The following is a 21,065-nucleotide window of genomic DNA, read 5'->3' on the forward strand; positions in this document are numbered from 1 at the left end:
AATCCCATCTATGTCAACGGAATTACTCACACTACGCGATAAAATTGATGAAGTTGATAAAGCAATTTTATCGTTAATTAATCAGCGATTAGCGCTAGTTGCCGAAGTTGGCAAAGTAAAAAGTAAACATGGTATTCCAATATATGATCCAAAACGTGAAGCTGAAATGTTAACAAAAAGACGACAAGAGGCACAAAATATAGGTGTATCCGCCTCTTTAATAGAAGATATTTTACGTCGGTTAATGCGTGAATCCTATATCAGTGAAAACGACAAAGGTTTTAAAAAAGTTTACAACGGCAAAGGCTCGATTGTCATCATTGGTGGTAATGGTCAAATGGGAAGACTATTTGCCAAACTATTTACCCTATCAGGTTATGAAGTTAAAACCTTAGGTTCAAAAACCATGCATCAAGCTGCTGAAGTTGTCGCTGATGCCGCTGTAGTAATAGTTACGGTTCCTATCAATAAAACGTGTGATATTATTCATCAATTACCACCATTACCTAAAGATTGTATTTTAACTGATTTCACGTCTATAAAAGCCAAACCATTACAAGCCATGCTTGATAAACATTCAGGGCCAGTAGTTGGATTACACCCAATGTTTGGTCCAGATGTCCCCAATCTTGCCAAACAAATTATTGTTTATTGCCAAGGTCGTTATCCAGAAAAATACCAATGGCTTATCGAACAAATGCGAATTTGGGGTGCTAACTTATGCGCAATTGACGCTAAAGAACATGATAAATGCATGTCGTTTATTCAAGCTTTACGCCATTTCACCTCTTTTTCATATGGCGTTAATCTACAACGTGAACAAGCCGATTTGGAGCAGCTTATTGCTCTATCATCGCCGATTTATCGATTAGAACTCATGATGGTCGGTCGTTTATTTGCTCAAGATCCAGAGCTCTATGCCGATATCATCATGGCATCAGATGATAATATTGAACTAATCAAACGCTATTATGAATGTTTTGGCCAAATGGTGAAATTAATTGAACAAAGAGATAAGACTAAATTTGTTGAAAATTTTAATGAAGTCACCAAATGGTTTGGTCCTTATGCCGAGCGATTTATAAAAGAGAGCCAAGTTTTATTAAAATTTGCCAATGATAATCGAGATTAAAATTACAATTAACATTCAGTAAAATTTAAATATTTTACGATAAATTAGTCATTAATTGCGCCTTATTGGCGTGTGATTATTAATTATTAATGTTTAATAATAAAAATTACTCATTATAAATGGGTAAATCAAAAATACTTTTGTGTGAGGGAATAAACATGTCGAATCGAAAATACTTTGGAACCGATGGAATTCGAGGAAAAGTGGGTCAATATCCTATCACGCCAGATTTTGCACTTAAATTAGGTTGGGCTGCCGGTCGCGTATTAGCGAAAGATGGAGTAAAAAAAGTTCTTATCGGTAAAGATACCCGCATTTCAGGTTATATGCTTGAATCAGCTTTAGAAGCAGGATTTGCTTCTGCGGGCGTGGCTGCTGCTTTTACTGGACCAATGCCAACGCCTGCTATTGCTTATTTAACCCGAACATTTCGTGCAGATGCTGGGGTTGTCATTTCAGCTTCACATAACCCTTTTTATGATAACGGTATTAAATTTTTTTCGACAGAGGGTAAAAAACTTGATGACGAAATTGAATTAGAGATCGAAGCTCAGCTTGAAAAACCAATAGACTGCGTTGAATCAAAACAACTGGGCCGAGCTAGTCGTATTACTGATGCTGCTGGCCGCTATATTGAATTTTGTAAAAGTACTTTTAACCATGATCTTAGCTTATCTGGTTTAAAAATTGTTGTCGATTGTGCTAATGGGGCAACCTACCATATCGCCCCTAAAGTATTACGTGAACTTGGTGCCAACGTGATAAAAATCGGTTGTGAACCAGATGGCGTCAACATCAATGATAATTGCGGTGCTACAGACATTAGAGCATTATCCAAACGTGTAATTGATGAAAAAGCGGATTTAGGTTTTGCTTTAGATGGTGATGGTGATCGCATTATTATGGTCGATCATAAAGGCTGCAAAGTTGATGGAGATCAGATCATCTATATCGTCGCCCGAGAAGCTTTAAGACAAGGGCAACTGAAAGGCGGCGTTGTCGGCACATTAATGAGTAACATGGGACTTGAGCTAGCGCTAAAAAATCTGGGTATCCCATTTGAAAGAGCAAAAGTTGGCGATCGTTATGTACTAGAAAAACTGATTGAAAAAAACTGGCGACTCGGTGCTGAAAATTCTGGACATGTCCTTTTACTAGATAAAACCACAACTGGCGATGGCATTGTTGCTGGTTTACAAGTATTGGTTGCAATGGTACACAATAATATGTCTTTAGCCGATCTTTGTAGTGGTATGACTATGTTGCCGCAGGTATTAATCAATGTTCGATTCACAAGCCAACATGATCCTCTACAAAGTAATACAGTAAAAACCGCTATTGAACAAGCCGAACAACAACTTGGTAACCATGGTAGAGTTTTGATTCGTAAATCAGGCACAGAACCGCTTATTCGAGTTATGGTAGAAGGAACCGATCAATCCGAAGTTCAAAACCTAGCTGAACAAATTGCCCAAGCAGTCAAAGCGCAAAATTAGCCCCATTTATCCCCATTAATTTAGCTATTGATGGGGTAATATTTCTAATAAAGTTATTCTTACAGCTTCTATTCTTTACACAAAATTAGTAAAAAGTGTCTAAATTCTTAATTTTGTTAATCAGTTGTTGACTTAATATAGGCAATTGGGTTTAAAATAGTAGCTTCGGTTATTACAGCGATTGCTTATACCTTTTAAGGTTAAAAATAAGCAGTGTTTTTTTATTATTAGAAATAGGTAAGAGGGTTATATGTCAGTTTCCTCTCCAGCTTCACCACAAGCTTATATTAAGCATCACCTTGAGAACTTGCAGGTGGGCTCGGGTTTTTGGACCTTTAATCTTGATTCATTATTTTTCTCAATTTTACTTGGTGTTATCTTTTTGTGGATTTTCCACCGTGTAGCCAAAAAAGCAACCAGTGGTGTACCAAGTAAACTACAATGTGCTGTCGAGATGATCTTCGAATTTGTTAATAATACTGTCAAAGACATGTTTACAGGTCAAAATAAACTCATCGCTCCACTTGCTTTAACAGTGTTTATCTGGGTTTTCTTAATGAATTTAATGGACCTTATCCCTGTTGATTTTCTACCTTATGCAGCGCAATGGTTAGGTCTTTCTCATTTAAGAGTGGTACCAACAGCTGATGTTAGCATTACAATGTCAATGTCACTCGGCGTGTTTGCACTTATCATTATTTATTCAATCAAATATAAAGGGATTTCAGGGTTTATTAAAGAATATACCTTACATCCATTTAATCATTGGGCATTTGCGCCGATCAATTTAGTGCTTGAGTTAGTTAGCCTTTTAGCTAAACCGGTATCTTTAGGTCTTCGACTATTTGGTAACATGTATGCAGGTGAGCTTATCTTTATCTTAATTGCTGCACTATTGCCTTGGTGGTCACAGTGGGTATTATCATTACCGTGGGCCATTTTCCATATTTTAATTATTACATTACAAGCATTTATTTTTATGGTGTTGACGATCGTCTATTTAGCAATGGCATCGGCAACGGAAGATCATTAATTTCACTATTTTTTTGATAATAAACTGGAGTATATAATGGATAGTATGTTATTTGTAGCCGCAGGCATAATGATGGGATTAGCTGCAATTGGTGGTGCAGTTGGTATTGGTTTACTAGGTGGTAAATTCTTAGAAGGTGCTGCACGTCAACCAGAATTAATGCCTATGTTACGTACTCAATTCTTTATTGTTATGGGTCTAGTTGATGCGATCCCAATGATTTGTGTAGGTATTGCACTATATGTCATTTTTGCTGTTGCAGGTTAATAAAATTTTAAGAGGAATCGTCTCATGAATATGAACGCAACTCTCCTCGGCCAAGCAATTACATTTGTATTGTTTGTTTGGTTCTGTATGAAGTTTGTTTGGCCTCCAGTTATCCGCGCGATTGAAAAACGCCAAAAAGAGATAGCTGAAGGACTTGCTTCAGCAGAAACAGCAAAAAAAGATTTGGAATTAGCCAAAGCAAATACATCTGACATAATGCAACAGGCTAAGGTTGAGGCTAATGCAATTATTGAGCAAGCGAATAAACGCAAAGCAGCCATTCTTGAAGAAGCTAAACAAGAAGCTACTCGTGAAAAAGAAAGGATTGTTGCTCAAGGACTTGCTGAAGTTGAAGCTGAGCGTAAACGCGCTCGTGAAGAGCTTAAACAACAAGTTGCTACACTCGCTATTGCCGGTGCAGAAAAAATTATTGAACGTTCTGTTAATGAAGCCGCTAACAGCGACATCATTGATAAACTCGTAGCTGAACTATAAGGAGAATAGAGCAATGGCTGACTTAATTACGATTGCTCGCCCTTATGCTAAAGCCGCTTTCGACTTTGCTGTTGAAAAAAATAGCATCGAATCATGGCACAAAATGTTAGTGTTAACTGCTGAAGTGAGCAAAGATGCTCAAATAAAAAGTATTTTAACATCTGACATGAAAACCGATTCAGTGGCGAACTTACTCATTAACATCTGTAAGGATGTACTTGATGAGTTTAGCACTAATTTTATTAAAGTGATGGCTGAAAACAAACGCTTATCCCTTCTTCCTGAAGTGTTAACACTGTTTGAGCAATACTGTTTAGAAAGAGAAGCACAGGCAGACGTTGATGTAATTTCTGCCAATGAGCTGACCAGTGAACAACTTGATAAAATTTCTGTCGCTGTCGAAAAACGTTTATCACGAAAAGTAAAACTAAAATGTCATATTGATAAATCGCTCATTTCTGGTTTTATTATTCGTACGGGCGATATGGTTATTGATAGTAGTATCAGAGGACGTCTAAATCGACTAAATGACGTTCTACAGTCTTAAGGGGACTGATAATGCAGCTAAATTCAACTGAAATAAGTGAACTAATTAAAGAGCGAATCGCTCAGTTCAATATTGTGAGTGATGCTCACAATGAAGGAACAATCATCTCAGTAAGTGATGGTATCCTTCGAATCCACGGATTAACTGATGTCATGCAAGGCGAAATGATTGCATTACCCGGCAACCGTTATGCAATGGCATTAAACCTTGAAAGAGATTCTGTTGGTGCGGTGGTCATGGGACCATACGAAGACTTGTCTGAAGGGATGAAAGTACAATGTACTGGTCGTATTTTACAGGTACCAGTAGGTGATGGTTTATTAGGCCGTGTTATCAACACACTTGGTGAACCAATTGATGGTAAAGGTTCGATTCAACATGACGGCTTCTCACCTGTAGAAGTCGTTGCACCAGGCGTTATCGACCGCCAATCCGTTGACCAAGCGTTACAAACTGGTTATAAAGCGGTTGACTCAATGATTCCAATTGGCCGTGGTCAACGTGAACTTATCATCGGTGACCGTCAAACTGGTAAAACTGCTTTAGCGATTGATGCCATTATTAACCAACGTGATTCTGGTGTTAAATGTATCTACGTCGCAATCGGTCAAAAACAATCAACTATTGCTAACGTAGTACGTAAACTCGAAGAGCACGGTGCACTTAAAAATACCATTGTGGTTGTTGCATCAGCATCTGAATCAGCAGCATTACAATACTTAGCACCTTACGCAGGTTGTGCGATGGGTGAATACTTCCGTGATCGTGGTCAAGATGCACTAATTGTTTATGATGATTTATCTAAACAAGCAGTTGCTTATCGTCAAATTTCATTACTACTTCGTCGTCCACCTGGACGTGAAGCTTATCCTGGTGACGTGTTCTATCTTCACTCACGTTTACTTGAACGTGCAGCGCGTGTTAACGAAGCTTATGTTGAAGAGTTCACTAAAGGCGAAGTAAAAGGTAAAACCGGTTCATTAACTGCGTTACCAATTATCGAAACTCAAGCGGGTGACGTTTCAGCGTTCGTACCAACTAACGTAATTTCAATTACAGATGGTCAGATCTTCCTTGAAACCAGCTTATTCAACTCAGGTATCCGTCCTGCGGTAAACCCGGGTATTTCGGTTTCTCGTGTTGGTGGCGCGGCTCAAACTAAGATAATGAAAAAATTATCAGGCGGTATTCGTACAGCACTTGCACAATATCGTGAATTAGCAGCTTTCTCACAGTTTGCATCTGACTTAGACGAAGCAACAAGAAACCAATTAAGCCATGGTGAAAAGGTAACTGAATTGCTCAAACAAAAGCAATATTCACCAATGACAGTTGCTGAGCAATCAATTGTGCTTTACGCTGCTGAACGTGGTTATCTTGAAGATGTTGAACTGACTAAAGTGTTACCATTTGAAGCAGCACTCCTTGCTTATGCCCATAGCCAATATGCCGATTTTGTTAAGGAAATCGATGCAACAGGTAACTACAATGATGAGATTGAAAATAAGCTAAAAGCAATGCTTGAAAGCTTTAAATCAACTCAAACTTGGTAAGGATGGGATAACAAATGGCTAATGCAAAAGAGATTAGAACGAAAATTGCCAGTATCCAAAGTACACAAAAGATCACTAAAGCAATGGAGATGGTTGCCAACTCTAAAATGCGTAAAACGCAGGATAGAATGGCAGCTAGCCGACCATATGCTGAAATGATTCGTGAAGTAATTGGACATTTAGCGTTAGCTCAAATAGGTGCCAAACATCCCTATTTAGAAGAAAGAGATGTTAAGCGAGTTGGCTATCTTATCATTTCAACCGATCGTGGTTTATGCGGTGGTTTAAATATTAATCTTTTTAAAACTGTCATTGCTGATATGTCAGCATGGCAGGAAAAAGGTGTTGAGTCTGATGTCGCTTTAATTGGATCACGAGGGGTATCGTTTTTCTCATCAGTTAAAGCGAACATATTAACCCAAGTAACCAACTTAGGTGATGAACCAACATTATCTGATTTGATTGGACCGGTAAAAACAATGCTTGAGGCATATGACAATGGCAAGGTTGATAGATTATATATTGTCACCAATAAATTTATTAATACCATGTCACAAAAGCCAACTATACAGCAGTTATTACCATTACCACATTCAGATGATGAAAAGCTTAAAGCTTCATCAGGGGATTATATTTATGAGCCAGATGCGAAATCATTACTAGATGTGATTTTACGTCGTTATATTGAATCACAAGTCTATCAAGCTGTGGTTGAAAATCTAGCGAGTGAACAGGCAGCAAGAATGGTAGCCATGAAAGCAGCAACCGATAACGGTGCAAACTTAATCAATGAATTACAAATTGCGTATAACAAAGCACGTCAAGGCGCAATTACCAATGAATTAATTGATATTGTATCGGGTGCCGCTGCTGTTTCAGGTTAAGGCTAAATATTGGCTAATAGTTAAGAAAAAGACGTAGAGGATTAAAAATGGCTACTGGAAAGATTGTCCAGATCATCGGTGCGGTGGTTGATGTCGAATTCCCTGAAGATGCTGTACCAAAGGTATATGATGCATTAGAAGTGGAAACCGGCACTGAAAAATTAGTTCTGGAAGTTCAGCAACAATTAGGTGGTGGCGTTGTATGTTGTATTGCAATGGGCTCATCTGATGGTTTAAGACGTGGACTTAAAGTAGTAAATACAGGACACGGCATAGAAGTTCCTGTGGGAACAAAAACACTTGGCCGAATTATGAACGTACTTGGTGATCCTGTTGATAAAGCAGGTCCTATTGGTGAAGAAGAGCGTTGGGCGATTCACCGTGCAGCACCAAGTTATGAAGAATTGGCTAACTCAACAGAATTACTTGAAACCGGCATCAAAGTTATCGACTTAATTTGTCCTTTTGCTAAAGGGGGTAAAGTTGGTCTATTTGGTGGTGCGGGTGTTGGTAAAACCGTTAACATGATGGAGTTAATTCGTAACATCGCGATCGAACACTCAGGTTACTCAGTATTTACTGGTGTGGGTGAACGTACACGTGAAGGTAACGACTTCTATCACGAAATGAAAGAATCAAACGTACTTGATAAAGTATCACTGGTTTATGGTCAGATGAATGAGCCACCAGGAAACCGTTTACGTGTTGCATTAACCGGTTTAACCATGGCTGAAAAATTCCGTGACGAAGGTAAAGACGTACTCTTATTTATCGATAATATTTACCGTTATACCCTAGCCGGTACCGAAGTATCAGCTTTATTAGGACGAATGCCATCTGCAGTAGGTTACCAACCAACACTAGCAGAAGAAATGGGTATTCTTCAAGAACGTATTACCTCAACCAAAACGGGGTCAATCACCTCAATCCAAGCGGTATATGTACCAGCGGATGACTTAACTGACCCATCACCAGCAACAACCTTTGCTCACTTAGATGCAACAATCGTATTAAGTCGTCAAATCGCATCATTAGGTATTTACCCAGCGGTTGATCCACTTGACTCAACAAGTCGTCAATTAGATCCACTTGTTGTTGGTCAAGAACATTACGATTGTGCTCGTGGCGTACAGTCAATTTTGCAACGTTATCAAGAATTAAAAGATATCATTGCAATCCTTGGTATGGATGAATTATCAGAAGATGATAAATTAACTGTTGCTCGTGCACGTAAGATTCAACGTTTCTTATCTCAACCATTCTTCGTTGCGGAAGTATTCACTGGTTCGCCAGGTAAATACGTACCATTAAAAGACACCATCAGTGCATTTAAAGGTATTATGAACGGTGATTATGACCATATTCCTGAACAGGCATTTTATATGGTTGGTTCAATCGACGAAGCGATTGAAAAAGCAAAATCTCTCTAAGAGATTTATAGAACGGAGAGAGCATTATGGCACTAACTTCCTATCAATTAGAAGTTGTTAGTGCTGAATCTCACCTTTTTTCAGGTGATGTTCAGCGAATCAGAGTCACAGGACAAGAAGGTGAACTTGGGATCTATCCCGGTCATACCCCATTACTTACCATGATTAAACCGGGTATGGTAGGTATTGTGAAAGCGGATGGTGAAGAAGAGTTTATCTATCTATCAGGTGGCATCTTAGAAGTGCAACCAACCCTTGTAACGATTTTAGCCGATACCGCTATTCGTGGAGAAGACTTAGACGAAGCCAGGGCGCAAGAAGCAGTAAGACAAGCGCAAGAGCATATTAATCATCCGAGTGATGATATGTCATTTGCACAAGCTTCTGCCGAACTGTCAAAAGCGTTGGCAAAAATCCGAGTCATCGAATTAACTCGCCGTATTGGACAATAACTGAGTTACCCTATCCAAACTTAAAAAAGGTTACAAAAATTAGATTTGTAACCTTTTTTTACATTTGAACTAAGTGTTAAATGTTAACTATTAATTTTAGACAAACCTGCAAGTATTTTATTTTTTAAACTTTCAATAAAACATCTATCAACGTCAATCGGGTAAGCACCCGACTGCCATGATCGAAGATAAGCGATTTGTTGAGAGGTTAACTTTACATAATTATTGTTTAAATAAACAACAGCGCTTTGCTCCGACGCCTGCTTCTCGTTCGTTTGCAACGACTCGTTGCTGGCTTTTGCCTTTACTTTCGCTCTGCTCTCTTCACGGCAACGTCGCTCATACCACTGCTGATAATCATCAATTTGATAGGTACATTCCAGTTTAGCACCAAAATCGGTTAACACGGCTTCTGGCAATCGTTCGCTCAGCTTATTTAATGGAAAGGCACAAGCAATAACCCATCTATTTTGATATTTTTTCAGTCGTGCCGTTTGTAATTTTAAAGCGTAACCAAATAACTGTGTTAAAACATAAGCACCTTGATTATAACTACGTAAAAACACACCTTCTTTAAAAAGTAAAATACCCTTAAATTGGTGTTGTAAATTGAGTTTTTCAGAGATATTCATACAAAATATTATAATTCATCAGCCTCGACAAGCAGTCATAATTACCCAACCTAAATTAGAACCATCATCAAAATAGATATCTCCCATATATGAAGAAACAATATAACGACGAGTTCCATCAGAAGTTGTATTTCTAGTTAAGAACCATGCACGTTCCCAATTAGAATTTGGATAAGAAAGTTTTTCTGTTCTGCCCCATTCATTAAATATACCGCCACCAATAGCACGGGTGAATGCGTAACCACGCTGAGACGAAACCCTAGAATTAGTTAATTCTGAACTTGATAAGACATTATATGCACCATTACAAACTACTGTCGCAGTTTGCCAATCAGTACTTTGATTATAAGGTTTAGCCCAAACATCAGTTGGCATAAAACTATAATCAAAATAATAATTAACATTATTTTTGCGTAATGTTGCTCGCACAGTGACTTTACCTGTTGGTTTTGCAATGAATAGAACATTACCTGTACTATCTACTGTCACTGCATTACCAGGATTAACTGGAACACTGTAACTATAATCACTTTGCGCTCCCTCCATGATTAATTGAAATTGAGCCCCAACAAAACCCGTAGTTGGAAAAAATTTATTGGAACTAATAGGCCGAGCTCTAAAACCTTTATCTGGAACATAATCAGCAGTAAAACCACCGCCATATGTAGCATCGGGCTGAGTTATATTACTACTATTCCAGCCATATATAATATTACTATCGCCATCTGCAATTCCTGTATCCTCATGTCTTCCTGAAGTATCGTAACCAATCCATTGTTCATACGGGAAAACTTTAATCGCATTTGGCGATAAATAACATATACCCTTAGGTTCAATTTGATAGTTTTTCTCAATACGTCGCCAGTCGCCTTCATTCGGTATACCATATTGTGACAAAGCTTTTATGTCAGTATAAATTTTTAATTTTAATGGTAATTTGAAATTACTATCACAGCCAATCATGTTGCCATAATTTGAGGCTGGAATTTCTTGACCAGTGGCATCATACCAAGTGTACTTGATTGGATTTATATTAAATGGTTGTGAATTTGCTATATCGCCATCTCTATCAGCATAATTTTCTGCTACATTCAAATTACTAGCAGTATAATTTTGTACAATAAAATCACTTAATTTATTAGTTGCAGAAAAAGGATTAACAATTGAACTATTAATATTACCAGCATACTCACTATAGGTTTTACTGCCAATTGTGAAACCTAATTTATTTTGCGCAGCATCAGTTATAACAAATTCTGGTTTATATCCTTGTATGATATTTGCTGTTTTGGTGGTTAAAGCATGGACTGGCGTTATATAATAAAACAAAAAAATAACCGCACTTATACGTTTAAGATAAAATAATATGGAATTGAACGATAAAATGCCTGAAAAGAAGACTAAATTAGGAACTAAAAAATTAGAACTGATTAAATGATGATTGAGAATTTCCCGATGCCCGATGCCCGATGCCCGATGCCCGATGCCCGATGCCCGATGCCCGATGCCCGATGCCCGATGCCCGATGCCCGATTAAGACCACATTTTAACATATTTTTGCTACTCCTTGCAGCGATTTACTTAATTTTTTCATAAAATTCAATTGGATAATTTTATTTATCTTTAGTCATTTGGTTAAATGTTGTGAGAATTATCTTACAAAAAACCTATTTTACATGATAAATATGTTTAATCGCTTTGTAATCTAATTTAATGTAAATGTTTGTTAAGATATGGTTTTCATCTCACTTACTATCAACGTATTTTAGAATTTCTTTTGCTCTAACTAACAGACATTTTAGCTATATTTTTATAATAAAAATGACTCGCGAAATATTAAACAACAACAAAGCGCTTTTTGTCATTTAACGAGGCTTAATTTAAGAATTTCTACAAGTCATAATTTTGACTCACTTTTGCTTATTTTTTAAGCTAGTTCGGCGCCGGCGGCTCCGACGCCAGCATATGCATTAACATCGCATATGCCGGCTATTGCCATTATAGGCGCATAGCGCCAACAATGGCATCGTCGCCCATATCATCACTTATTTTTTATAACGCTGCTTTAATTTAACGTTTACACGCCACTCGCCCACCAGAACTATTAGGGGCCTCCATATGTGAAACATAACCGGAAAAATTCACAATAAAATAAATATTATAAGCAGACCAATCTAATTCGCGCGTCCAATAGTAAGAGAAATAGGTATTTTCCGTTTCCCAATTCGAATTAGGATAGTTTGTGCCTACTACCAATCCCCATTCTCCCATAATAGAACTACCAATTGCGCGGATAAAGCTGTTCGTATAAACAGTCCAATTGACGCCAACTGAATTTGCTGGAGAGTTGGTATAATCGCGCCTTGATGGCACATTAGCAAGTCCACCACATAAATTTTGCGCGGTAGCCTGATTTATATCGCCACTCTTTACAGGAACTAACCATACTGATGTTGGATTAAAGGTATAATCATGCGATATCGATTTATCATACCCTAAAGTTGCGCGCACTGTCACATTACCTGTTGGCTTATCATTTAATGTAATAAAACCTAATGAATCTACAGCAACCTTCCCACCAGGATTACTGATCAAAGTGTAAGTATAGTCCGTTTGTGCACCAGTCATCACTAACTGAAATTTAGCTCCAGGAAAGCCAGTTGTCGGAAATGTTTTTGCAGATACCGTTGGTTGAGCTTTAAATCCATAATTAGGCACATAATCAGCTGTGTAACCACCACCATGAACAGCATCCGGCGTGCCTTTAGAACCATTCCATTCCCAAGGTCCTGAAACAGGTGAAGTTATTGTTTCATCATAAGTTCGCCACTGCATCTTAGGTGAAAGAACGATGTCATTAGATTTAGCATAACAAATCATAGATTCAGGAGCGATCTTATATTTTTTGGTTAACGTCACACTATCACTTTCATTGGGTATGCCGTATTGAGAATAGGTTTTGAGCGCTGCTGATATCTCTAATGTTAACGGCATGACATAACCACTGCCACAACCGATAATATTATTCAAATCACTATTTGGTATTTTATTTCCCTTTCCATCATACCATTGAGAACTTGTCACTGTGAGTAAAAAAGGCTTAATGGGATCTGCTTTATCTCCATCAATATCTGAAAAATTAGTTATACTACTTAAGTTATTGTAATAATACATTTTGACAACAAAATCGCTGAACCGAAGATTTCCATCAAATCTTTTTACTACATCACTAGTAATATTGCCACTTGCTTCGCTATAAAATACATTTTTTACCGTAAAACCATGTTTATCGGATGCTTCTTTTACATTTGCCACTTTCGGCGCATTACCTATAATATTTTGCACGGTAGTAGAGGTTAAGCCATACGCATTTGGTTGCAAAAATAAACTCATAAATAATATAACGATTATTAACTTTATCTTCGCTATCGAAAAATATAAATTGAAAAATTTTGAGCTAAAAATATCGAAAAAGTGAATAGATGATTTTACTAATGTAAATGGAAGAATATTTTGTAATAATGCCAATACAGAAAGTCGGTGTTTACTCTCTAATTGACTTAAACCCGATGCCCGATGCCCGATGCCCGATGCCCGATGCCCGATGCCCGATGCCCGATGCCCGATGCCCGATTAAGACCACATTTTAACATATTTTTACTAATCCTTGTAGTGATTTACTTAATTTTTTCATAAAATTCAATTAGATAAACATTAAAACCATTTCAACAAGCCAGTATAAAAGCTTGTAAAAGTTTTCGTCATAGTAAATAAGTTCGAAAATTTTGTAATGATAATTTTGGTAAAGTTATGTAAAAACTAATTTATTCAATAAGATAGACAATTGGCAATATGATCATGAATAACATTTTTTAATGTTCATTTAGTTTGCATTGATCAAAAAAACGTATAGTCGATTATTCAGCTGTTAACAGGTTTATACGACTTTTAAGCACAAAATTTTTAGTAACAATAATCATTGTAATCAAGTAAATAGCGTTGTATTTAACAATGAAAAATCAACAAGTTAAACAAGACAATAGTTCAACTTTAAAAGTTTTGGCAAAAAAGAAAAACGATTTTGTTGTTGATAAGTCAGATTAATTATTAGTTTATAATCATAAAGTCGATTACTGGGCTAATTTAGACACGTCATCACCTCAAAGTGTAATTAAGCGAGCAATATAGTTTAATTCTTTCACAGCAAAATAGGTTATGATCCACTATACATTTAGTAAATTAAATGCCGATCAATAGCAAGTTTGATAAAAGAGAATATAAAATATTTTGTTTCCTATAAAATGGATCCCCATGTTTTTTGGTAACTATAGTTTGTAGGTGATTAATTTAAAATAAACATACACAGTTATCATTCAAAGACCTTGTCAGCATTTATCATAATTAAGCTAAATGATAAAACATTAAACGTTTGCCTTTTTCAAAAGGAAAATCCTATCGAAAATATTCATGCATAAAAGATCAAGTGTGAATAATTATCGTTGCTGGATTTATTAATCACTATCAGCGATAATTTCAGGTAACTATACTAATTTTGATGTGATTATGTTTACCATTTACCATTCAAATCAAGTCGATTTACTCAAGTCTTTGGTAAGTCAATTAATGCGACAACAACCATTAAATGATCTATTTATGCCAGACATGGTTATTGTGCAAAGCCAAGGAATGGCACAGTGGTTACAAATTGAGCTTGCTAATGAATTGGGCATTATAGCCAATGTTGAATTTCCTTTTCCTACTCAATTTATTTGGCAACTTTATCAAACGCTATTACCTAATGCTCCCATTGAAAATACGTTTAATCCGGAATCTATGGCTTGGCGCTTATATTATTTATTGCCTAAAATTATCGATGAGCCTGAGTTTATTACCCTTAAACATTATTTAAGTATTGATAAGCAAGATAGAAAGTTATATCAACTTGCAACTCGTATTGCTCGTTTGTTCGACCAATATTTAGTTTATCGTCCTGATTGGCTAGCACAATGGGAAGCCAATAAAACAGTTCAAGAATTAAACTTACATGCCGATGAAGTTTGGCAAGCAAAACTCTGGCGTAAATTAATATCAATTAGTCAACCTTACCATCGCGCTAATATCTATCAACAAATGTTGGAGATTCTAGCAGATCCTCATTTCGATCCAGCACAGCTGACGCCATTACCCAAACGAATTTTTATTTTTGGTATAACTTCACTTCCACCAATTTATTTATCACTACTTTCAGCATTAGGACAACATATTGATGTCCATTTAATGTTTAATAACCCGTGTAAATGGTATTGGGGAGATATCGTTGAGAAGCAATTATCACAAACACATAATGACCCAACCCAAATACCCAATGCTCTATTAACCTCGTGGGGAAAATTAGGTCGAGATAATCTATTTTTATTGCAAGAGTGTATGAATAAGCAAGATATTGATGTGTTTGTCGATCAACAACGTGATTGTTTATTACACTCTATTCAACAAGATATTTTGGATCTTTATCCCCAAGTGGCAACTCAACAATATATACAAACTCAAGACCGCTCTATCTCTTTCCATGCTTGTCATAGTGAACAACGCGAAGTTGAAGTGTTATATGACTATCTTTTGTCAATTTTTGATGCCGATCCATCACTTGAGTTACGAGATTGCATTGTAATGGTATCGGATATTGATAAATATGTTCCTTATATTCGTTCAGTTTTTGGTAATGCTTATGGGCAACGCTATCTACCTTTTACAATTTCAGATCAAAAAGCTCGCAATATTGATCCAATAGTACAAGGTTTCTTTGCGATATTAAATTTTCCACAAAGCCGGTTTACTGCTGAAGAATTGTTTAACTTACTTGAAATACCTGCTATTTCCAAAAAGTTTTCAATTAATGAATCACAATTATCACTATTACGAATTTGGATTGTTGAGTCAGGCATTCGCTTTGGACTTGAACATAGCCATAGTTGGCTATTTGGGCTTGAACGATTGCTACTGGGTTATACCATGGCAAGTGAACAAGGTGGTTGGCAACAAATTTTACCTTATGATGGTGCAACGGGTTTAGATGCTGAATTAATTGGTCAATTAGCTGAATTTATTGGTGTAGTCAGTAAATGGTTGGTGTTATTAAATGAAGATAAACCTTTGGCAGAATGGCAAAGCTGCTGCCTTGAAATTATCAATGACTTTTTTTTCAAGGATACTCAAAACGAATCAATATTATTGATGATTGAACAAGAGTGGCAAAAACTGATAGACAGTGGATTAACAGCCAATTTTTCTGACAAAATTTCAATTACAATTTTACATGATGCAATGCAGGCACGTTTAGAACAAAACCATTTAGCCCATCGCTTTTTAATTGGTAAAATTAACTTTTGTACTATGATGCCGATGCGTTCAATTCCATTTAAAGTGGTATGTTTACTCGGTATGAATGATGGTGATTATCCTAGGACTTCATTACCACTAGATTTTGATTTAATTGCTGAGCACCCAAGGCGAGGTGATCGAAGTCGTCGTAATGATGATCGTTATCTTTTTTTAGAAGCAATATTATCGGCTGAAAATCAATTATATATCAGCTATATAGGTCGTGATATGAAAGATGATAGTGAGCGCTATCCATCTGTTTTAGTTGATGAACTTTGCGATTATATAGCACAATACTATTGTGAAGAAGGTGATAAAAAAACAGAAAATACACAACATTTTCCTGATTTTTTATGTACCCATCATACCCGTACCCCTTTTAATCCACAAAACTTTTTACAAGAACCAAGAAGTTATGCCGATGAATGGTTACCTGCCGCATTACAGCAAGGTAAAACTGTACCTTTTATCAGCCAAATTGCCACTATCACAGTAGATAGTATCAATGTTGATGAACTAAAAAGGTTTTATCAGCATTCAATAAGGTTTTTTTTACAAAAACGCTTCAATTTTTATATTAATTATTTAGATGATAACTTACCGGATGCAGAAAATTTTAATTTAGATAACTTAGAGCGTTATCAATTAAATATAGCAATACTTGAACAACTAATTACAAAAGATGGCAATAATTCACAAGACGATCTTTATCAACGTTTAGCATTAAGTGGTGATTTACCCGATGGCGCTTTTGGACAGATCATCTATGATGAGCAAAATCAAGCTATGCACACTTTAGCTGATAAAATTAATCAAGAACGCCTAAACTTTACTACTCAAGAAGTCAATTTAACTATTTCTACAAGTCAATACGATTGTCAATTGCAAGGATGGTTAACCCATATTCAACAAGATGGTATTTTAACTTGGCGCCCATCTAAATTATCAATTCGTAATGGGATTTCGTTATGGATTGATCACTTACTCTATTGTATTTTAAATCCCGATAAACTTGAAACTCAAAGCCGTATGTATGGTCGAGAAGAGACCCAATGGCGTTTTTCATATTTAAACGCTAATCAAGCCTTAGGTTTTCTGACTGATTTAGTCGAAGGGTATTTACAGGGGATAAATGAACCCTTATTTATGCCAATCGAAAGTGCGTGGAGTTGGTTAATGACAGCCTACAACCCGAAAACCGGTGAAATTGTACCAAGTGAAAAAGCCAATAATAAATTGTTAAGTACTTGGCAAGGTGGTTTGTTTCATCCAGCTGAATGTGATAGTTACTATCAAAGGCTTTATCCTGAACTAACCCAAAATTTGATAGAACAAATTAATGTTTTAGCTAAGCGATTTTTATTGCCGATCTTATTACATCAAACAACAGTTGAATAGGAGGCATTATGTTTATTGATACACATTGTCATTTTGATTTTCCACTGTTTACCAATCATTTAGACGAATCAATAAATTATATTCGACAAGCAAATATTAGGGGATTGATTATCCCAGCAGTCGCCGCTCATCATTTTGATACAGTGCTACAATTAGCCAATCATTATAATGAAATTTATGCTGCATTAGGATTACACCCAATATTTAGCCATACTGAAGCTGATTTAGACCAATTACGTAATCGACTCAGCCATCTTCCCCAAAAAGTCGTTGCAATTGGTGAAATAGGTTTAGATAAATATAATCTGACGATCGATTGGCAACAGCAGTTATTCTTTTTTAGATCACAATTAATGTTGGCTAAACAATTCGATTTACCGGTTCTTATTCATTCGCGTAAAACTCATGATATTATGTATCACGAGTTACGCCAAGCCGATCTACCTTGTCGTGGCGTGATACATGGTTTTTCAGGTAGCTATCAACAAGCGATGCAATTTATTAAGCTTGGTTATTCTATTGGTGTTGGAGGAGTAATTAGTTATGATCGCGCAAACAAAACACGCAACACAATTGCTAACTTGCCGCTTGCAAGCCTTGTGCTCGAAACTGATGCGCCCGATATGCCATTAAGTGGCAAGCAAGGTCAAGCAAATCGACCTGAAAATATCGTCGAGATATTTAAAATTTTAACCGAATTACGCAGTGAATCGCCCGAGCAAATACTTAACACTATCTTAACAAATACCTTGACGCTATTTAGTAGAATTAATAGAATGACCACACTGTGCAAAAAATAAATAACTAATTAATTATTATAAAGATATTTTATTTAACTAACCAGATGGTGTTTTTTTATGGCGAAACGTTATAACCAATTTTTTATTCAATCACTCATATCCCTTACACGCTTATTCCCGCTGTGGGCAATACTTTGTGCCGTAGCAGCCTATTTTTTTCCAAGTACATTTTTACCTGTGCGCCCTCATACATCACAGTTATTAATGTTTGTAATGTTTACTATGGGCGTAACGTTAAGTATTGATGATTTTAAACGCGTCGTTACCAAACCTAAAGCGGTAATAATTTGTACCCTACTGCATTATATCGTCATGCCACTGACCGCTTTAATCTTATCTAAATTGTTTACCATGCGACCTGAGTTATTAGTTGGCATGGTTTTAGTCGGTAGTGTTGCGAGTGGTACCGCATCAAATGTTATGATCTATTTAGCAAAAGGCGATGTCGCGTTATCTGTCACAATTTCGTCAGTATCTACCCTAGTTGGCGTAGTTGTTACCCCGCTACTCACGTTATTATTAGTTGGTACCACTGTTGAAGTTCCGGTTCTGGATATGCTTGTTCATATTGTGCAAATTGTGTTAATTCCCATTATATTAGGTTTATTGGTGCACCATTTACTCAACCCATTAGTAAAAAAATGTGAACGTTTTTTACCACTTTTATCAATGATCTGTATTTTATTAATTCTTTGTGTTGTAGTTGCAGGTAGCCATGCACAAATAGGACAAGTTGGTTTTACAGTTATTTTTGCAGTTATTATTCATAATGGCTTAGGATTACTGGGTGGCTATTGGGGCGGACGTTTATTTGGATTTGATGAATCAACCTGTCGAACTATGTCACTGGAAGTAGGTATGCAAAACTCAGCATTAGCAGCAACCCTTGGTACAACTTATTTTTCAGCATTATCCGCTTTACCAGCAGCAGTATTCTCAGTTTGGCACAATATTTCAGGTTCATTACTTGCAGGATATTGGCAAGGCAAAGCCGTTAAAAATAAGAAAAAAGCCAACAATTAATAAATAATATTGTAGAATAACCTTCAGTACTTTGTCGGGCTTAATAATCGATTAAACCCGGCAAAACAATATAAATTCAGGGCTGATATTTTTCCCCTGTTAAGCCCAGTATTCCGATGAATTTTAGGTTAATTAAAATGAATAGCGAATTACAATTATCCCCTTTTGTGTATCGCATATTACCGTGGATCGCGGCATTTGCTTTTTTTATGCAATCGCTCGATACCTCGATATTAAACACTGCACTGCCAACCATGGCTAAAGACCTTAATCAATCACCGTTAAATATGCAATCAGCTGTCATTAGTTATGCTTTAACACTTGCATTATTTATTCCGGTTAGTGGTTTTTTATCTGATAAATTTGGTACCAGAAATATTTTTGTTATGGCGGTGGGGTTATTTACCTTAGGGTCATTACTTTGTGCTTCATCCAATTCATTAATTTTCTTAGATATCTCACGCGTCATTCAAGGTATTGGTGGCTCCATGATGGTTCCAGTATCACGTTTGGTGCTCATCAAGTCATTTAAACGAAGCGACTTTTTAGTCGCTTTAAACACCGCCACTATTCCCGGTTTAATTGGACCGGTATTAGGGCCAGTACTCGGCGGTTATTTAGTTGATATGGTAAGTTGGCATTGGGTATTTTTGATCAACCTTCCTATTGGTCTACTAGGGATGATAATTAGTTTCCGATATATGCCCAACATAAAAGGTGTACGAATGCCTTTTGATTTATTTGGTTTTATATTCATTGTCATTACTTTTATTAGTGCAACGTTAAGTGTTGAACTTTTAAATCAAAATCAACAATATCAGCTACCCTTGTTACTTGTAATAATTAGTATTGTGTTTTTATTTATTTATCGTGGATATGCAAATAAAAAACCCGCGCCGTTATTTCCTTTATCACTATTTAAGATTCGTACATTCAAAATAGGAATTATTGGCAATCTAATTTGTCGTTTAGGCATATCGGGCGTGCCTTTTTTAATTCCTCTATTATTACAAGTAGGATTTGGTTATTCAGCCATTTTTGCAGGTGTGATGTTAGTACCAATGGCGCTAGCTTCAATCTGTACCAGAATATTCATTCCTCGAATTTTAGGGCGTTTAGGTTACCGTTTTGTGTTAGTTGCCAACACCATTTTTGCAGGCATTATGATTGCTTTAATGTCACTTTTGAATTCATCATCCCCGCTTATCTTTATGTGTTTATTGCTATTTTGTATTGGTGGCATTAACTCTATTCAGTATACAGCGATGAATAGCATCACATTAGCAAATTTAGAAGGCGAAAATACTAGCAGTGGTAATAGTTTAATGGCAGTAAACCAACAATTAGCGATTAGTTTTGGTACAGGATTTGGCGCAGTATTGGTACGATTGATTAGTAACTCAACCAGTACTATTCATGCATTTCAGTATACCTTTATTATACTTGGCGTTGTTACCATATTATCAAGCATGATCTTTGCCCAGTTAAAAAAAGAGGATGGACAAAATCTAACCTCTCATCATCAAGAAACAAGGAGATAAC

Annotated in this window: 18 protein-coding genes; 14 read left to right on the forward strand and 4 right to left on the reverse strand. The window is 36.5% G+C overall.

Annotated elements, in window-relative coordinates:
• The first annotated feature begins 10 nt into the window (after positions 1-10).
• The 10 genes from tyrA to A9G03_RS04095 all read left to right on the forward strand — a co-directional run bounded on the left by tyrA (position 11) and on the right by A9G03_RS04095 (position 9,289).
• A complete protein-coding gene (gene tyrA / locus A9G03_RS04050; RefSeq protein ID WP_065633163.1) occupies positions 11-1,132 on the forward strand; it encodes a bifunctional chorismate mutase/prephenate dehydrogenase in 1,122 nt (373 codons plus the stop codon).
• A gap of 158 nt (positions 1,133-1,290) precedes the next feature.
• Positions 1,291-2,628 (forward strand): phosphoglucosamine mutase, encoded by a 1,338-nt coding sequence (glmM, locus tag A9G03_RS04055; RefSeq protein WP_065633164.1) that lies wholly within the window; start codon positions 1,291-1,293, stop codon positions 2,626-2,628.
• A 250-nt stretch (positions 2,629-2,878) separates the two neighbouring features.
• The gene (atpB, locus tag A9G03_RS04060; RefSeq protein ID WP_065798479.1) at positions 2,879-3,661 is read left to right on the forward strand and encodes a F0F1 ATP synthase subunit A; all 783 of its coding nucleotides are present in this window, start codon (positions 2,879-2,881) and stop codon (positions 3,659-3,661) included.
• A 36-nt stretch (positions 3,662-3,697) separates the two neighbouring features.
• The gene (atpE, locus tag A9G03_RS04065) at positions 3,698-3,928 is read left to right on the forward strand and encodes a F0F1 ATP synthase subunit C (RefSeq protein ID WP_034901511.1); all 231 of its coding nucleotides are present in this window, start codon (positions 3,698-3,700) and stop codon (positions 3,926-3,928) included.
• Between the two features lie 24 nt (positions 3,929-3,952).
• Positions 3,953-4,423 (forward strand): F0F1 ATP synthase subunit B, encoded by a 471-nt coding sequence (atpF, locus tag A9G03_RS04070; RefSeq protein ID WP_065563773.1) that lies wholly within the window; start codon positions 3,953-3,955, stop codon positions 4,421-4,423.
• Positions 4,424-4,436: 13 nt separating this feature from the next.
• Positions 4,437-4,970: a F0F1 ATP synthase subunit delta gene (gene atpH, locus A9G03_RS04075; RefSeq protein ID WP_065563774.1), complete on the forward strand. Its 534-nt coding sequence runs from the start codon at positions 4,437-4,439 to the stop codon at positions 4,968-4,970.
• Positions 4,971-4,981: 11 nt separating this feature from the next.
• A complete protein-coding gene (gene atpA / locus A9G03_RS04080; protein WP_065633166.1) occupies positions 4,982-6,523 on the forward strand; it encodes a F0F1 ATP synthase subunit alpha in 1,542 nt (513 codons plus the stop codon).
• 14 nt (positions 6,524-6,537) lie between these two features.
• The gene (atpG, locus tag A9G03_RS04085; protein WP_065633167.1) at positions 6,538-7,407 is read left to right on the forward strand and encodes a F0F1 ATP synthase subunit gamma; all 870 of its coding nucleotides are present in this window, start codon (positions 6,538-6,540) and stop codon (positions 7,405-7,407) included.
• Between the two features lie 47 nt (positions 7,408-7,454).
• Entirely contained in the window at positions 7,455-8,837 is a 1,383-nt protein-coding gene (gene atpD, locus A9G03_RS04090) for a F0F1 ATP synthase subunit beta (protein WP_065633168.1), read from the forward strand.
• A gap of 26 nt (positions 8,838-8,863) precedes the next feature.
• Positions 8,864-9,289 (forward strand): F0F1 ATP synthase subunit epsilon, encoded by a 426-nt coding sequence (locus tag A9G03_RS04095; RefSeq protein ID WP_065633169.1) that lies wholly within the window; start codon positions 8,864-8,866, stop codon positions 9,287-9,289.
• Positions 9,290-9,372: 83 nt separating this feature from the next.
• On the opposite strand, the gene A9G03_RS04100 is transcribed toward A9G03_RS04095, so the two are convergent.
• The 4 genes from A9G03_RS04100 to A9G03_RS04110 all read right to left on the reverse strand — a co-directional run bounded on the left by A9G03_RS04100 (position 9,373) and on the right by A9G03_RS04110 (position 13,314).
• Entirely contained in the window at positions 9,373-9,921 is a 549-nt protein-coding gene (locus tag A9G03_RS04100) for a hypothetical protein (protein ID WP_065633170.1), read from the reverse strand.
• A gap of 18 nt (positions 9,922-9,939) precedes the next feature.
• Positions 9,940-11,250 carry a hypothetical protein gene (locus tag A9G03_RS04105; protein WP_065798480.1) on the reverse strand — a complete coding sequence of 437 codons (1,311 nt, stop codon included), beginning with the start codon at positions 11,248-11,250 and terminating at the stop codon, positions 9,940-9,942.
• Positions 11,251-11,351: 101 nt separating this feature from the next.
• On the reverse strand, positions 11,352-11,474 hold the full coding sequence (locus tag A9G03_RS12700) for a hypothetical protein (protein WP_257006526.1): 123 nt from the start codon (positions 11,472-11,474) through the stop codon (positions 11,352-11,354).
• A gap of 517 nt (positions 11,475-11,991) precedes the next feature.
• The gene (locus A9G03_RS04110) at positions 11,992-13,314 is read right to left on the reverse strand and encodes a hypothetical protein (RefSeq protein WP_065798481.1); all 1,323 of its coding nucleotides are present in this window, start codon (positions 13,312-13,314) and stop codon (positions 11,992-11,994) included.
• Between the two features lie 1,170 nt (positions 13,315-14,484).
• On the opposite strand from A9G03_RS04110, the gene recC reads away from it, so the two are divergent.
• From recC to A9G03_RS04130, 4 genes are all read left to right on the forward strand, one after another.
• Positions 14,485-17,700, forward strand: a complete 3,216-nt coding sequence (recC, locus tag A9G03_RS04115) for an exodeoxyribonuclease V subunit gamma (protein ID WP_065798482.1) — start codon at positions 14,485-14,487, stop codon at positions 17,698-17,700.
• Positions 17,701-17,708: 8 nt separating this feature from the next.
• The gene (locus A9G03_RS04120; protein ID WP_065798483.1) at positions 17,709-18,500 is read left to right on the forward strand and encodes a TatD family hydrolase; all 792 of its coding nucleotides are present in this window, start codon (positions 17,709-17,711) and stop codon (positions 18,498-18,500) included.
• Between the two features lie 57 nt (positions 18,501-18,557).
• Positions 18,558-19,523 (forward strand): ketopantoate/pantoate/pantothenate transporter PanS, encoded by a 966-nt coding sequence (gene panS / locus A9G03_RS04125; protein WP_065798484.1) that lies wholly within the window; start codon positions 18,558-18,560, stop codon positions 19,521-19,523.
• A gap of 137 nt (positions 19,524-19,660) precedes the next feature.
• Entirely contained in the window at positions 19,661-21,064 is a 1,404-nt protein-coding gene (locus A9G03_RS04130; RefSeq protein ID WP_065798485.1) for an MFS transporter, read from the forward strand.
• The last annotated feature ends 1 nt before the right edge of the window (position 21,065 follow it).

This window comes from Gilliamella sp. wkB171, from assembly GCF_001693755.1.
In the GTDB taxonomy this organism is placed as follows: domain Bacteria; phylum Pseudomonadota; class Gammaproteobacteria; order Enterobacterales; family Orbaceae; genus Gilliamella; species Gilliamella apicola_F.